Genomic DNA, 16,471 nt, shown 5'->3' with positions numbered 1-16,471 from the left:
GCATCGGACGCCGACATCCGACTGTCCATCACGCCGAACCCGGACATCGAGACGCTGCTGCCGTACCGATGGAAAGTAGAGCCTTTGCAGTTCTCCAGCGGCCGCTGAAGAAGTCCTCGGGTGACGCCTGCCCTCAATCGATCTCGTGCGCTAACGCACCGACGACATCATGGGCGAGGACCAGTATGGGGCTCATAGCCATCCGCCCAGAATGAGATGCACCTGGGCAGGGGAGAGCAGATTGACCATCACCGTTCATCCGCTGACGATTCTGCACTCATCCATGCTCATGACCGATGCTCGGTCAGATCGTGGTTCGTCGGCGAGCGCGCGGTCGTCCCCGCAGATCAATGGCCTGCTGAGTATCGCGGCAGCCTTGCTGGATCGTCAGGGCAACCTGTTGCAGTGGAACGCAGGCTTTCGCCGCTTGCTGTCGACCTCGGTTCCGGCGCTCTCTGGGATGAACGTCGCGCGCTGTTTTGTGACCCCGTCCTTTGCTGAGCTTGTGAGCTCCGCCGAGATGAATCCGGTTGCGGAGTACTGGGGCATGCTGGAGCTCGCCGATCTACCGAGCGAGCCCTATCCGCTGCGAGGGTGCGTTTGGCTGAGCAAGCGTGGCGTTCATCTGCTGGCCGAGCATGACCTTGGGCGTTCTCCAGGTCGGACTGGTCCGCAGTCGGATCTGGAGCAGTCGGATCTGGGCCAGTCCCTGGCGCTCAGAACGCTTCAGCGAGAACACGACGCTCTCAAGCTGCACGTCCAGCGGGTCGTCGAGACCTCCCTGACCGACCCTCTGACCGGCGTGGGAAATCGCCGCAGGCTGGATCAGGCGCTGATTGCCGAGATTGGTCGGGCACGCCGGGGCAGGGAGCAGCTGAGCGCGATCATGATCGATCTCGACCTGTTCAAGCGAGTGAATGATGAGTTCGGTCACGCTACCGGAGACAGGGTCCTGACTGAGATCTGTCGGCGTTTGCAAGCCCATCTCAGATCCAGCGACACCATCGCCAGAATCGGCGGGGAGGAGTTTGTCGTACTGCTCCCGAACACGAGAATCAAGCCTGCGCTGCGCAAGGCTGAACTGATGCGGGCGGAAATTGCCGACTCCTTGCTACCCAGTCTGAAACAGGCCTTCACGGCCAGTTTCGGCGTGGCCCAGTTGCATCCCTCGGAAGATGGAACGTCGCTGCTGCATCGACTGGATGTTGCGCTGTATCGATCAAAAAGCGATGGCCGCAACCGTGTCACTTCGGCAGAAGCACGTGTGGTTCCCGGTCCCCCTGTGATTCGGAACAGTCAGATCACACACTACCGGTTCTGGTTGCCGGACACGCCACGAACGCACAAAGGGATCAGCGAGTTGGATTTGCCCGGGCTCGGGCCTGCCGGTTTCGCGCTCGAGCTGCAACAAGCGCTGCGCGATGACGGCTTGTTCAAGATCTGGCGCGCTTCCAACGCGGAGGTCAGCGAGGTGGATCCATCGCCGGGACTCTTTTTCGACGAGGATGCATTGGTGGTCGCCGAGCAGAAGCACTTGGCAGTCGAACTCCTGGTGATAACCAAACTCAGTCGCCCCGTGCTCTTCCAGCGCCTCGATCTGCTGGCCGGCACACACTGGGAAATGGTTGGCCCAAGCGAGCCGCCCTATTGCGCGACTGCCTTGAACGGTTGCGCGGGGCAGGGTGCATGACAGGCCGGACGACTTCTCGTGGGGCGGTTCCCATCCAGATGCGCCGGCTGAGAGTCAGCCGCCCAACACATGTGGCTGCCGGGTTTGGCGGCGCTGCTCCTCGGCCTCGGCGCGCCTCGGCTGAGCCTCCGGGTGGATCGGGGCTGGATGCCATGCAGTCCGCGTCGCCGACTGGCTCACTGACTACGGCGATCATTCGCTCGGTCGCATCACACGGATGCCAACGCCTGCTGCGCCACGACGCGTGCGAAGGCCGACCCGGATCAGCCGGAACGTCGTAGTCGATCTCGGTCTCGTCCTCCATCGCCTCCGACTCGGCGGCTACTCGCTGCCAGAAAGCGAAGATCCCTGCCGGCGCGGCAACTCCGTCGCCGGCCAACGGCGCCGGCACCAAGTCCGCCCCGCGGGGCACGGCCCGCAGTGCCGGAGGCGGAGGCTGCCGACGCTGTCGCGGCTCCCGCCGCACAGCCGGAAGGCCTGTCCCATGCGGTGCCCCGCAATCGCGGTTCCGGCTTCGACGCCGGCGTGCAGAGTGCGCTGTCGAGTGTCGCGATCTTGCCTCCAAGCCGTAGGTTCTGGCCGCGACCCCTTGCACAATCAACCGTCTTGCACTGAACCTGCTTTTGCTGGCAGTAACCAGCGCCAGCGTATCAAAGGCCGTGACGTCCATGAGCAATGCCCAATGGTTCTTGTTGATAGGATTTCTGTTGCTGGCCATGGGGCTTGGGCAAACCTTGATGCGGCGCGCCCCGATCACGCCAGCCATCATCTATCTGGCGGTGGGGTTGCTGGTCGGCCCCACCGTGCTGCACTTGTTCCATTTCAACCCGTTGAAGCAGTCCGCCCTGCTCGAGGTCCTCACCGAAGTGGCGGTCTTGATCGCATTGTTCTCCGCCGGGGTGAAGATGCCGGTGCCGCTTCGTTGGCCCGCGTGGCGTGCGCCGGTCCTGCTGGCAACGCTGGCGATGAGCATTTCGGTGGCGATGGTGGCGGGCTTCGCCTGCTACGTTCTGGACCTCCCACTGGGCGCAGGCATCCTGCTCGGCGCGATCGTTGCGCCGACCGACCCGGTGCTGGCCACCGAGGTGCAGGTGCGGCGTCCGGGGGATCGCAATCAGCTGCGAATGAATCTGACCTGCGAGGCAGGGATGAACGATGGCAGCGCATTCCCGTTCGTGGTTCTCGGGTTGGGCTTGCTTGGCCTCCACGATCTTGGAGACTCGGGTCTACGATGGCTACTCGTGGATGTGCTGTGGGCCATCGGCGCGGCGATCGCATTGGGGGTGCTCGGTGGCGTTGCCCTGGCACGTTTGAGCAGCGCATTGCGGCGGGACGAGGTCAACCCGGAGCTGCTGCATGATTTCCTCGGTCTGGGACTGATCGGTGTGGTCTACGGCTCGTGTGTATGGGTCAACGCCTGGGGTTTCATCGGGGTGTTCGCGGCCGCGGTGGCGCTACGCCAGACGGAAACGCTACTGGCTCGGTCGGCACATGTAGAACCTTCCATGCCTGACGCTCCCTCGTCGACCTCCCCGAATCGCTCTGACCCGGTTGCCGATGATTCGATCAGCACTCGATCGTTGATTTTCAAGGAACATCTGGAGCGGCTGTCCGAGTTGATTCTGGTTCTGCTGGTCGGCGGTTCGCTGTTCCTCAATTCCTGGAGTTGGGCGGCGGTGGGACTGGCCCTGTTCGTGTTTCTTGTCGCCAGACCACTGAGCGTATTTCTCGCCTTGCTGCCCACGGGCACGCCGTGGCGCACCCAGGGGCTGTGCGCCTGGTTCGGCGTGCGCGGCATGGGGTCACTGTACTATCTGATGTATGCCATCCAGCATGGCCTTCCGGAGTCGCTGGCACTGCAACTGGTACACCTGACGCTCATCGTCGTGACCCTGTCGATCCTGCTGCACGGCATCAGCGTCAAACCGATGATGACCGCTTTTGCGCGCCGCACTCATTGAAGAGCAGCGCGGCGGGGCGTGCGGGGCCCGTCGGATCATGCCGGCGTGTCTTCCTGGATGCGCACCGACCGATCATTCCGACGACCGCACCAGGAACGATGTCCGCGATGCACTGATGGGCCCATCGTTGAAAGCCTGCCCTTGGTCCGGTCGAACTCAGCGAGCCACGTGTGCTTGATGGACTTCGTTCCCGGCTGCACTGCCGAGGAGGCGTGCTTGGCTGCCTGGTGATGGTTGACTACGCTACGTACCAGTCTGCCGTGCTCGAGGTCGCCGTGGGGGCGCTGTTGTACCCCGCCCTGGTCGAAGGCGTGGTGACCGGGCGCGCAGCGGTGGATGCCCAGCCTCGCGACGGAGTGTCGGTCGGCGCAAGACCGCGGAGAATGATCGCGGGATGCCCATCCACAGGTCTCCCGTCGTGAGATGGTCCCCGCCTGCGCGGGCGAGCTCCAATCCCGTGCGATCGGGGTCGACACACAGCAGCGCAGGGAAGGGGAGGAACCTGCAACCAGGGTGTCTGTGCCGACTCTGCTCCTGTGCCGGCGTCACAGCGCAATGTTTGCCCGGTTCCGGGCGTCACGAGCCGCGTACCTGGCGCTGCCCCGCTTCAAGGTTGAGGCGCCAGCGCTGCTGCCGCAGTGACGCGACATCTCGGGTTCGGCGTCGTCGATGCTGCGACCCGGATAGAGGCTCTCCGCGTCGACAAGCGCCGACCGAATGCACGCCGGACGCGCCGGAGATCAGATTGCTTCTGGCGTTCTCGCCACGTGTTTCAATCTTGCTGCCCATGGTGCTCCCTTCAGGGAGACTCTGAACAAGTCCCGTGCCCCGCGCTGGACTTGTTCAAAGTCTCCCGGGTGGGACAGGGGAGGGCGGCTGTGGGTCAGCGAACTGCTCCGCCGCGGACCAAGTTCATCACGGCCAGCAGGATCGCCGCGCCGACGAACGAGACGAACATCGCGGGTATGCTGATGTTGTCCTGGTTGATCGGGCCGAAGACCACCAGAGGGGAGAGGAACCATCCGCCGATCAAGGCGCCGATGATGCCGACGGCGACGTTGAGAATCGTGCCCTGCTGATCGCGGGTTCTCATCACCATGCTGGCGAGCCAACCGATGAGGCCGCCGATGATTAGCCAAATGACAAGGTTCATGAGACGTCCTCCACGGTGCGTGGTATGCCCAGCGCGCCTTGCTCAGGGTTTGAGTCAGGATCATCGTTCCTGGGCGGCCTGACGTCCGTTCGACTCCCCACATGTTCAGAGCGGCGAGCCGATCAGCGAGCCCACACGGGCGGTTCTGCGTTGCCACGGTACTCGTACGCACCAAGGCGGACACAGTGGAACCTGGTGGTGCCAGGTTCAAGTTGGCCACCGCGCGCAGCCCCCGATTCTCTTGGCAGAGCCGGCGTCGCGCCGCCGGTGCCTTCCAGCGGGCAGGGGTGCCTCTACAGATGCTTGGCATGCCCTCCGCCCCAGGGGTAAGGTGGCGGAGGGGCTGGCCCGACGCCCCCTCGATCAATGCTCGATGTTGATTGGATGAAGTGATCTATGGAAGCGAAGGACGTGACGGACCAGTCGCCTCATCCAGGGCGCGGTGCCGGCGCGCCGGGTCAGGAGGGGTCCTCTCCTGGCTGCCCACGGTTCACCGGCGTGGAGCAGCGGGAAGGGCTTGAGGCCTGGCTTGATGCGCTGACGCTTAAGGACCCTCCGATTCTGGCCACCACCGCTGCCCGGGTCTGTGCGTGGCGAGAAAACCCCTTGGGTCGATCCGACGAGTTGGCGGACATTCTGACAGCGGATGCCTCCGTTTCAGCGAGCATCTTGAAGGTCGCCAACAGTGCGCTGTACCGGCGCAGCCCCAATCCGATGACCGAGCTTGGTCACGCAGTCGCCGAGCTCGGCGTGGACCGGGTGGTTGAGGTGGCGCTCGCATGCGCGGTGGTCGAGGACTTCGCATCGGAGGACAGGACGGGCAGGGTGTGTGAGGAGCTGGGCGTTGCCCTTCATGCATCGGCCCAGGCTCGGATGATCTGCCAGGAAGCTGGCCTTGGCGATGACCCGGCTGTCAGCTTGCTCGCCCTTCTTTCACGGCTCGGCCCCATCGTGCTGTGGTCGCATCTCGATCGCCTCGACGAACGGTTCTCCGCGTGGCCCTTGGCGGCACTTCGCGCCGGTTGCGGGCACGATTCGGTGGAATGGGACCTGCTTTGTTTCGAACCACGGACCCTGTCCGAATTGCTGGCCCAGCGCTGGCGCTTGCGCGAATCGAGCCGCGTTGCGGTGCTTGCATCCTTCCTGCAGGACCATCAGGTGGTGGCGATCGAGATTGCGCACGATCTGGCGGCCGGGATTGCCCATCGCCCGCGCACACGGCCCCTGGAGGAGACGATTTCGCGGTTGTCCAAGCTGACCGGACAGGATGAGGCCTCGGTTGTCGAAAGTGTTCTCCAGGTGTCCAGAACCGCGCGGGCATTCATTTCGGAGAGACTCTCCCAGGAAGTGGCGCATCGGATCTTCGTCGTTCACCTGCCCGGTGAGGTCATCGACGATGAAGAGGCAGCCTCGACGACCAGGCCGGAATTCGTGCCTGCGCACTTCCAGGAACTGCAGATGCTTCGCGGTGCGGAGATGGAGGTCGACAGCGAATCCGAAGGTTCGCGGCGAACATTGCCGGTGAGATTCTGTGGGGCCGAAGCAGGAAAGGGAATGCTGGTGATGCCTCAGCCGGCTGACTGGAAGGCGTTCAGGACGGGCTCGCAACTCATGGTGAAAGGGTTCAACGGGCGATTCGCTTTCGAGTTCGAGGCGCGACTGTGCAGGATTATCGAGCGCCCGGGGCGATGCTGGATGCTTTCCTACCCGGAGTCGGTCAATGCACGCAGCGTGCGCGCGGCGCACCGGCTGCGCACCGCGCTCGTGGTGAAGATATCGCAGCGCGGTAGTGTCGGCAGGCTCACCGCCCTGGGGGCGGACATCAGCCCCCAGGGGATGCAGCTCATCTCCGAGGAGGCGATCGGGTCCCAAGGACAGGCGCTCCGGCTAATGTTTGCTCTGTACACGGGAGAGAGGACACGCACGGTCGAATTCGATTGCGTCATCCGGCACTCCCGATTCGACGAAAAGGCGCAGCTGCACCGGACCGGTGTGGCGTTCGAGCCTGGGTGCGATCGCGAGTCCGCTCTGGGATTGAGCGAGTTCGTAGCACAGCGGATGAGTTGGCTACAGTGCGCATAATGAAGATTATGTCGCGTTGCGGATGTGGCGTGGGTTGGCGGAATGGGTGGCTGCGGGCTCAGCGCTGCGTTGCCCTGCTTCCGTAGGTGGCCCAGCGCCAGAGGGCTTCCATCGGGCCCTGGCGGAATCGGCTGAGCCAGTGCCGCGAGTACGCGACCTGCAAGGCAAAGATGGCAAGCGCGATCAGCAGGAACTGCGACGGGTCGAGTTGTCCGATCAGGCCGAGGCCGACGCCGTAGAACAGCGCAATGCAGATCACCGACTGGGCAAGATAGTTGCTGAGGGCCATGCGCCCCGGCGCGGCCAGCCAGGCGAGCCGCTTCTCGCGGCGCTGCCAGGCGATTGCGAACAGCGCGACGTAGGCCAGGCCCAGCGGCACGACGCCGAGGGCGTAGACGGTCTGGGCGAGGATGCCGGTGAGCATCTGTTCCTGATGCAGGCCGCCGATGGCCGCGTACACGGCGTTGGCGGGCAGGCCGAGGCCGAGACCGATCAGGGCGATGCGCTTGAGCAATGGTCGAACTGTCAGCAGGCCCCTGTCCAGCCGCCGTCCAGCCCAGAGGCCGAGCATCATCACCCCCAGCACCTTGGGCAGCCGCCAGCTTTCGATCAGGTAGGCGGCGCGGAACACCGGGCCGGTCTGCATCCAGACCCACAGCGCGTCCCAGTCGGGCTGGGCCAGCCAGGCCACCGGGCCGAGGCTGGAGCCTGCGGTCAGCTCGCCCCACATTGCGTAGGCCAGCGGCTCGAGGCCGAAGCTGGGCTCGATGCCGAGCCAGCGCAGCAGCGGCCAGCCAAGGATCGGCGACGCGATAAGCAGGCCGGCGCCCCACAGCAGCTGGCGATCGCCGAGATCTCGAACGCCGAGCAGCAGCAGGCCGCAGAGCGCATACAGGGCAAGGATGTCGCCATCCCAGATCAGGCAGAGATGGACCAGACCGATCAGCAGCAGGGCGCCGAGGCGGCGCAGGTACAGGGCGATTCCGCGGTCCGGACGGCGGCGCAGCCGCTCCAGCTGCAGGGCGAAGCCGATGCCGAAGAGGAAGGAGAACACGGTGTAGAACTTGCCGTCGATCAGCATCTGGTAGAGGAACCACTCGATGCTGGCGAGGCCCGGTCCGGCCATCGCCGCCCTCCCCTCGGCGTCGAGGAACAGCCAGCCGGAAAAGTAGTGGATGTTGGCGAGCAGGATGCCGAGCAGGGCAAGGCCGCGCAGGGCGTCGAGCAGTTCGATGCGCTGGCTGCCGGCGGTCGGCGCCGAACCTGCGGTCTGTCCCCTGCTCGGATCCATGCACCCTCCCCCGCCTTGACCGGTCGCAGCGCAGTGTAAGCCTCCGCCGTGTCGGCCCAGCCTCCGGCCGAGAATGCGTCTGCGCCCTACCCCGCGTCGGGGATTTCCTAGCGCTGTCGACCGGCGCCAGCCCGCGCCGCTGGACAGGGCTATGGCAAGATTCGCGGCGTTGCGGACGCGCGGGCGGTCTGCGCTGTTCGAGGTGATGCGGAATGAGGAAGGCGGCTGCGGTGCGCTCGGGCTGGCTCGGGCTGGGGGCGATGCTGTCGATGCAGGCGGCGGCGCAGCCGGCGGATGCCGGTGTGGAGCCCAGCGAGGAGGCCGCGCTCGACACCGTGGTGGTGACCGCACGCAAGAAGACCGAGGCCCTGCAGAAGGTGCCGATGAGCGTGCTGAGCTTCGACGCCACGGCGCAGCGCCAGCGGGCGCTCGACTCGCTGGACGCGCTCGGCGATGCGGTGCCCGGGCTGCAGCAGGGCGACCTCGCCATCACCAGCCGGATGTCCCTGCGCGGGGTCAACTCGGGCGACAACAATGCCTTCGAGCAGGCGGTCGGCGTGTATGTCGACGGGCTGTATCGCGGGCGCATGAACCAGCAGCACATCGGCCTGTTCGATCTTGAGCGCATCGAGGTGCTACGCGGTCCGCAGGTGGCCCTGTACGGCAACAGCTCGATCGGCGGCGCGATCAGCGCGATGACCCGCAAGCCGGGCTTCCAGCGCGAGGGTGAGCTGGGCCTGGGCTACGAGGCCGAGTACCGTACCTGGAAGGTCCGCGGCGGCGCTGACCTGCCGGTGTCGGAGACCCTTGCCCTGCGCGTGGCCGGCACCTGGCGCGACCAGCAGCAGGGCCTGTTCCCGAATGCCGCCTCCGGGCGCAGCGAACCCAAGATCGATGACGAGGCGGCGAGGATCAGCGCGCTCTGGCTGCCGGGCGAGCGCACCAGCCTTGCGCTGCGCCACGAGCAGGCGCGGCACCAGCGCGACGGCCACATCTTCGACGTCTTCAAGCATGTCGACGGCCAGGGCAATCCCTGGCCCGGCTCGCCGTTCACCGGCTTGGGCGACAACCGCCTCGACATCGGCAACGGCGCGCCGTTCCAGTACACCACGGCGTTCCAGATCACCGAGATGGACGAGACGCTGGCCGAGCTGGTCTACGAAGCCGACAGCTGGACGCTGACCTCGATCAGCGGCCACAGCGCCTACGACTACCGGCACTCGGCCGACGTCGACCTGACCCCGGCCACCCTGATCAACGTTTTCCAGGACGAGACCTTCGAGCAGTTCTCGCAGGAGCTGCGCGTCTCCGGCCAGGCCTCGCCGAGCCTCGACTACCTGTTCGGCCTGTACTGGCAGCAGGAAGACTTCCGCAACGATTACCTGTCGGACTTCAACCTGCCGGCCCTGATCGCCCCGGCCTTCGGGCTGCCGACCGACCTCGTCGGCGGCCTGCTGGAGCCGTTCTCGCGGCACATCCTGCTCGACCAGCAGACCCGCCAGTCGGCGATCTTCGGTCATCTGGACTGGGCTTTCGCCGAGGACTGGCGGGCCGCGCTCGGCCTGCGCCTGCAGCGCACCCGCAAGGACGCCTTCCAGGCCGTGCGCGGCGCCGGGCTCGACCATGTCGATGGCCCGGGCCCGCTGGTCGACCTGCGCTGGCTGGATCCGCAGATCGGTCCCGGCCTGCTGGCCAATCCGGCCTATCTCGCCGATCCGACCCGCTACGTGCTGGTCCTGCCCGATGGCACCACCGTGGGCCCGCTGCTGGCGCCGAACCATCTGCTTGGCTACAGCATCGTCTCCAACGGGCGCGGCACGCCGCACGAGTTCGGCGACCTCTCACGGCGTGAAACCCAGCCGATGCTGCAGGCCAGCCTGTCCTGGCAGGCCGACCCTGGCCTGCTGCTTTACGCCGGCTGGTCGAACGGGGCCAAGGCCGGCGGCTTTGATTTCCTCTACGAAGGCGGCAACCGCGACGAGGTCGAGTACGGCGACGAGAGCGCCAGCGTGTTCGAGTTGGGCCTGAAGCACCAGGGGCCGCGGCTGCGCTTGAACCTTGCCGCCTTTCACGGTAGTTACGACGACCTGCAGGTCTCGGTCTTCGATGGCGGCATCGGTTTCGTGGTCGGCAATGCCGCCAGTTCCACTTCGCAGGGCCTTGAGGTCGACCTGGTCTGGCAGCTGACCGAGCACTGGCGGCTGCGCGGCAATGCCTCCTGGGTGGACTTCCGCTACGACCACTTCCCCGACGCCAACTGCAGCACCACAGAGCGCCTGAACACCGGGCAGGTGCTCTGCGACTGGTCGAGCCGGCGCACGCCCTTCGTGCCCGAGCTCGAGGGCGTGTTCGGCATCGAGCAGGATGGCCAGCTCGGCGCCTGGCAGTTCACCCACACCCTGCAGTGGCGCTACACCGGCGACCACGCCACCGCCTCGGATCTCGAGGTGCAGACCCGGCAGTCGGCCTACAGCCTGTTCGACTACCGCATCGAGCTGCGGCCGCAGGCGGCCAGCTGGAGCGTGGCGCTGGCGGCGCGCAACCTCACCGATCGCCGCTACGACGTATTCACGTCGGTCATCCCCCTGGCACCGGGCGGTGCCTTCGCCCATGTGCGTGCCCCGGGACGCACCGTGGAGCTCGAGCTTAGCCTGCGCTTCTGACCGCCATCGCGGCGCATGGCGCCCAAGGGGATGGCGCGGTAGTCTTGCATATCGCCCGTTCCGGCCGCGCTCACGCGTCCGCGGACGGCTGTTGCCGGTCCTTGAGCTTCGGAGTTGTCCTGGGTGCGCATTGCCGGTTACCAGCTGGGAGAGGTGATCTACGCCGTCGACGAGACGGTGGTGGCCTCCGCCACCGACGCAGACGGTCGCCGGGTGGTGTTGAAGTACCTCGACAGCACCCGCCCTGCCCCGGAGCTGGTGGCCCGATGGCGGCACGAATTCTCGGTGCTGCAGGCGATCGATTCGGGGCTGGTGATCAAGGCGCTTGAGCTGACCGCGGTCGAGCGGAATCTCATGCTGGTGCTGGAGGACTTCGCCTCGACCAGCCTGGCCCAGCTGATCGAGCGCGGCCTGCTGGACCTGTCTGACCAGCTGACCCTGGCCCTGCGGCTGGCCCGCGCCCTTGGCGAGGTGCATGAGCACCGGATCATCCACGGCGACATCGCGCCGAAGAACGTGCTGGTCGACGCCGCCTCGCTGGAGATCAAGCTCTGCGACTTCGGGCTGTCGACGCGGCTGGATGTGCAGCCGCGGCTTGCCGACGGCGCGGCCCTGTCCGGCACCCTCGACTACATGTCGCCCGAGCAGACCGGGCGCACCAATCTGGACGTCGACTATCGCAGCGACTTCTATTCGCTGGGCGCAACGCTTTACGAGCTGTTTTCCGGCCGCCGGCCCTTCCTGGCCAGCGACCCGATGAGCCTGCTGCACGCCCAGCTGGCCAGCCGTCCGGTGCCGCTGCACGATCTTGACCCGGCGATTCCCGAGCCGCTCTCGGCGGTGGTCCAGAAGCTGCTGTCCAAGCATCCGGACGATCGCTACCAGTCGAGCTACGGCCTGCTGCATGACCTCGAGGCCTGCGCCGAGCAGTGGCGGCTCTACCAGCGCATCGAGCCCTTCCCCCTTGCCGCGCGCGACGTGCCTGAGCGCTTCTGCGTGGCGCAGAAGCTGTATGGCCGGCAGGCCGAGTACAGCGCGCTGCTCGCAGCTTTCAAGCGCGTCAGCAGCGGCACCGTGGAAGTGGCGCTGGTGAGCGGGTATCCGGGTATCGGCAAGACCGCCCTGGTCAACGAGCTGCATCGCCCGGTGGTCTCGCGGCGCGGCTACCTGCTGCGCGGAAAGTGCGACCAGTACGGCCGCAACCAGCCCTACAGTGCGCTGAGCCAGGCCTTCGGCCAGATGCTGCAGACCCTGGCCACCGAGAGCGCCGAGCGCCGTCACTACTGGCGCGGACGCCTGATCGACGCGCTGGGTGCGAATGCCGCAGCGGTGCTCGATATCGTGCCGCAGCTGACGCTGTTGATCGGTACTCCGCCTGCCCTGCCCGAGTTGCCACCGGCCGAGCGCGAGCAACGGCTGCATATCGCCTTTGGCCAGTTCGTCTCGGCCCTGGCCCAGCGCAACCATCCACTGCTGGTCTTCCTCGACGACCTGCAGTGGGCCGACCTGCCGACCCTTCGGCTGATCGAGCTGCTGGCCCGCGCGCACCGGGATTGCGCCCTGCTCCTCATCGGCGCCTACCGCGACAATGCGCTGCAGCCGGGCGACCCGCTGTCGCTCAGCGTGCAGTCGCTCGGCCGCGCACAGGCCCGCGTCGAACACCTGCGGCTGGGTCCGCTGCCCGATGCGGAGGCCACCCAGATGGTGGCCGACAGCCTGCACTGTCCGAGATCGCAGGTTCAGCCACTGGCCGATCTGTGCCTGTCCAAGACCCGCGGCAATCCGTTCTTCCTGAGCCAGTTCCTGCGCCGGCTGCACGAGCTCGGCGACATCCACTACGACCGCGACCACGGTGCCTGGCGCTGGGAGCTGGAGCGCATCCGCGGCCGCGACATGACAGACAACGTCGTCGTGCTGCTGCTGGACAAGCTCAACTCGCTGCCGGTCGACACACGCAACCTGCTGGCCAACGCCGCGCATCTCGGCAACCGCTTCGATCAGCTTGAGCTGATGGCGGTCGGCGAGCACGATGCGGAGACCACCGCCAGCGTGCTCTGGCCGGCGCTGCAGGCCGGATTGCTGGTGCCGCTGAACGAGGAGTACAAGTTCGCGCACAGCCCCGAGCGGCTGCAGCGTGCGCGCTATCGATTCCTGCACGACCGGGTGCAGCAGGCCGCCCACGAACTGGTGCCCGAGGAGCAGCGCATCCGCACCCGCCTGCTCTGCGGCCGGCGGCTGCTGGCGGCAAGCGGCGAAGCCGAACTGGATGAACGGCTGTTCGTGATCCTGGAGTCGCTGAACCCCGCGCTCGGCTTGATGGATGACCCCGCAGAGCGCGAGCGCCTGCTGGACCTCAACCTGCGCGGTGGCATCCGCGCCAAGTCGGCCTCGGCCTTTGGCGCGGCGGTCGAGTTCCTGCGCCACGGGGTCAGCCTGCTGCCGGCTGATGCCTGGCAGAGTAATCCGGAGCGGACCCTTTCGCTGCACCGGCACCTGGCGGAGGCGGAGTACCTGGCCGGGCACTTCGATGCCGCCGAGGCGCGGCTCGAGCGGCTGATCGAAGCGGCCCCCGGGGCCGCAGCCAAAGCCAGCTTCTGCCTGGTGCAGGCTGACCAGCTGCATATCCGTGGCCGCTTCGAAGAGGCGTTGGGCGTGCTGCGCCGGGCGCTGGACCTGATCGGCCGGCACTTCCCGGACAACGAAGACGAAGCCCTGCAGTGCTTCCTGCAGGAGTTCGGCGAGGTCGAGACCAGCCTCGCTCGCTACGACGAGGCCAGCCTGCTGGCCCTGCCCGAGATGCAGGACCCGCTGCGCCAGCTGGAAATGCAGGTCTACTTCGGCCTCGCCTATTCGACCTATCAGACGGATCGCGGCAACAGCTACGTGCTGGGCGCCTGCCGCATGGTGGCGACCACGCTGAAGCACGGCCAGTGCGATCTGACCTCGATCGCCCTGGTCACCTTCGTCACCGCCATGGCCGCCTGCCAACGCCCCTACCCCGACTGCCACGCGATGGGCGTGCGGGCGCGGACCCTGGCGGAGCGGCGCGACAACCCGTACTTCAAGCTGTCGGTCTACCAGTACTTCTCCGGCCTCTACCAGCACTGGTGTGATCCGCTGCGCGCCACCCTGCCCTATCTGGAGGAAGGGCTGGCCATGGGCCAGAGCGGCATCAATCCGCTGGCGGCCGGCTACTGCGCCCTGTTCCGTCCGGTCAACAGCTTCCTGATGGGACGCCCGCTTGACGAAGTGGAGCTCGAGGCCGAACAGGGCCTGAGCTACCTGCAGGGCAGTCGCCAGCCGATCACCGAAACCATGCTGCGCTGCGCGGTACTGCAGCCGGTTGCCGCCCTGCGTGGACAGACCCAGAACCCGCGCAGCTTCGACTCGGCCGAAATCAGCATCGCGAGGCTGATCGGCGATGACCCCGATGCGCCCTCGATCGCCCGCGCCTACTACGTCTCGGCGATGATCCGACACGCCTACCTGTTCGGCGCTGCAGAGGTCTGGCGCGAGTGCGTGCCGCGGGTGCCGATGATCGCGAAGATGCTGCCCGACGGCCCGAACCTGGTCGAGGCGCTGTTCTTCCAGGCGCTCGGCCTGCTGCACCCTGATTTCGGCGACGCGGGTGAGAAGGCCAGCGATATCGATGCCGCACAGAAGCTGCTCGAGCGCTTCCAGCTCTGGGCCGAACATTGCCCGACCAATTTCCGCCACAAGGCCCTGCTGATCTCCGCCGAGATGGCCCGCGCCCGCGGCGAGCACAAGGTGGCGATGGAACTCTTTGCCGAGGCGATCGATGCCGCAGGCGAGTCGGGCTTTGCCCACTGCGAGGGCCTGGCCAACGAGCTGTACGCGCGCTTCTGGACGGGACAGCAGCAGCGCCAGCTGGCCAGCAACTTCATCCGCGAGGCCTACTACCACTATCAGCACTGGGGGGCCACGGCCAAGCTGCGCCAGCTGGAGGCGCAGTGGCCGCAGATCGCCTTCCGCACCGTCGAGCTGCGCCGCAGCAACATCAGCACGAGTGCCAGCTACCGCGACGTGTCGGCGTCGACCGGCCTGCTCGACCTGCAGTCCCTGCTCAAGGCCAGCCGGCTGCTCTCGCAGGAGGTCAAGCTGGACTCCCTGCTGCAGAAGATGCTGGCGGTCATGCTGGAGAACGCGGGCGCCGGCTTCGGCGCCATCGTCTCGGTCGACGAAGATGCCCTGGTGGCCGAAGCCGTCGGTCATCTCGAGTCAGGCAACGTCGTCGGCTACCAGCGCCTTGATCGCCCGCTGGGCGATGGTGCCCGCGAGGCCGAGTCCCTGCTTCCGGTGCAGTTGTTCAAGTACGTGCTGCTGACGCGCAGCGTATTGGTCCTGAGCCAGCCGGCCGACGACCTGCGTTTCGGCCAGAGCCGCTATCTCAAGGAGCACCGGCCGCGAGCCGTGCTGCTGCTGCCCGTGGTCAGCCAGGGTCGGCTCGTCGCCATGGTCTATCTCGAGAACCGGCTGCTTGAGGGCGCTTTCACCGAGCGCCATGTGAAGACCCTCGAACTGATCGGCGCCCAGGCGGCGATCTCGCTCATCAATGCGCGTCTCTACGAGAGCCTCGAGCGCAAGGTCGCCCAGCGCACCGAAGAGCTTCGCCAGATGAGCATGAAGGACGGCCTCACCGGCATCGCCAACCGGCGCAGTTTCGACGAGCGACTGGCCAGCGAGTGGCGGAGAAGCCAGCGCAGCGGCCAGCCGCTGTCGTTGATGATGATCGACATCGACCACTTCAAGCTGTTCAACGACCACTACGGCCATGTCGAGGGCGACCGCTGCATCCGCGCGGTCGCCCAGACCCTGGAGCGGGTCATCAACCGCAGCGCCGACCTGGTCGCCCGCTACGGCGGCGAGGAGTTCGCCGTGGTCATGCCCGACACCGACCGCGCGGCAGCGATCTGGCTGGCCCGCGCCTGTCTTGCCGGCATCGCCGAGCTCGACCTGCCCCACGAGCACTCCAGCGCCGCCCGCCACGTCAGCATCAGCATCGGCCTGTGCACGGCGGTTGCCGACGGTGAACAGGCCGCGGAACAGCTGGTTACCCGCGCCGATCGCGCCCTTTACGAGGCCAAGCGCGCGGGGCGCAACCTGTTCAAGACATTCGACTGAGCCGGCTACGCGTTCGAAGAGCTAGGGAGCCTCTGAATAAGTCCCGTGCCCCGCGTTGCCACGGTGTGCGTTCGCACCAAGGCGGACGCCGAAGGACGTGGTGGTGCCACGTTCAAGGTGGCCAACGCAGGTGCGGGCGCACACCGTGGCAACCCTCCGGGCCGGGATTGTGCAGCCATCCAGCCGCGTTGCGCGTCTTGGCCGTGGCACCACCACGCCCTGCGACGCGCGCCTTGCTGGCCGGCTGCACAACCTCCGGCGCGGGGCGCTGGACTTGTTCAGAGTCTCCCTAGTGCAAAGGGCGGTCCGGGAAGGACGCGAAAGTCGCGAAAGGGGTTTCGAGTATTGAGCGACTTGCGGCGCTTAATCTGCATGTTGGCGAGGCGCCACATTGGATGCGCCTGGGGCGCACCGTTGCGGGCGTGCGAAGGATACGCCCGGTGCGGCGTCGCCAGGGGACCGTTCGACTGTGCGTTCTCCAGGCGCAAA

Annotated in this window: 7 protein-coding genes; 5 read left to right on the top strand and 2 right to left on the bottom strand. The window is 66.5% G+C overall.

Annotated elements, in window-relative coordinates:
- Positions 1–241 precede the first annotated feature (241 nt).
- Together M0G41_RS04925 and M0G41_RS04920 are read left to right on the top strand one after the other, a co-directional pair.
- Positions 242–1,690 (top strand): GGDEF domain-containing protein, encoded by a 1,449-nt coding sequence (locus M0G41_RS04925; protein WP_248205897.1) that lies wholly within the window; start codon positions 242–244, stop codon positions 1,688–1,690.
- 668 nt (positions 1,691–2,358) lie between these two features.
- Positions 2,359–3,651 (top strand): cation:proton antiporter, encoded by a 1,293-nt coding sequence (locus M0G41_RS04920; RefSeq protein WP_248205894.1) that lies wholly within the window; start codon positions 2,359–2,361, stop codon positions 3,649–3,651.
- Positions 3,652–4,534: 883 nt separating this feature from the next.
- Here M0G41_RS04920 and M0G41_RS04915 read toward each other — a convergent pair.
- Positions 4,535–4,804: a GlsB/YeaQ/YmgE family stress response membrane protein gene (locus tag M0G41_RS04915; protein ID WP_248205888.1), complete on the bottom strand. Its 270-nt coding sequence runs from the start codon at positions 4,802–4,804 to the stop codon at positions 4,535–4,537.
- Between the two features lie 396 nt (positions 4,805–5,200).
- Between M0G41_RS04915 and M0G41_RS04910 the strand changes: the two genes are divergently transcribed.
- A complete protein-coding gene (locus M0G41_RS04910) occupies positions 5,201–6,886 on the top strand; it encodes an HDOD domain-containing protein (RefSeq protein WP_248205885.1) in 1,686 nt (561 codons plus the stop codon).
- A 58-nt stretch (positions 6,887–6,944) separates the two neighbouring features.
- On the opposite strand, the gene M0G41_RS04905 is transcribed toward M0G41_RS04910, so the two are convergent.
- Positions 6,945–8,177, bottom strand: coding sequence for a DUF418 domain-containing protein (locus M0G41_RS04905; RefSeq protein ID WP_248205882.1), 1,233 nt, complete (start codon positions 8,175–8,177; stop codon positions 6,945–6,947).
- A gap of 212 nt (positions 8,178–8,389) precedes the next feature.
- Here M0G41_RS04905 and M0G41_RS04900 point away from each other — a divergent pair, with 212 nt between their 5' ends.
- Both M0G41_RS04900 and M0G41_RS04895 read left to right on the top strand, forming a co-directional pair.
- Positions 8,390–10,840, top strand: coding sequence for a TonB-dependent receptor (locus M0G41_RS04900; protein ID WP_248205880.1), 2,451 nt, complete (start codon positions 8,390–8,392; stop codon positions 10,838–10,840).
- A 123-nt stretch (positions 10,841–10,963) separates the two neighbouring features.
- A complete protein-coding gene (locus M0G41_RS04895; protein WP_248205877.1) occupies positions 10,964–15,982 on the top strand; it encodes a diguanylate cyclase domain-containing protein in 5,019 nt (1,672 codons plus the stop codon).
- The last annotated feature ends 489 nt before the right edge of the window (positions 15,983–16,471 follow it).

This window comes from Pseudomarimonas salicorniae, assembly GCF_023156535.1.
Taxonomy (GTDB): domain Bacteria; phylum Pseudomonadota; class Gammaproteobacteria; order Xanthomonadales; family Xanthomonadaceae; genus Pseudomarimonas; species Pseudomarimonas salicorniae.
The sequence above is the reverse complement of the archived record's forward strand: the minus strand, read 5'-3'. Positions and strand labels throughout refer to the sequence as shown.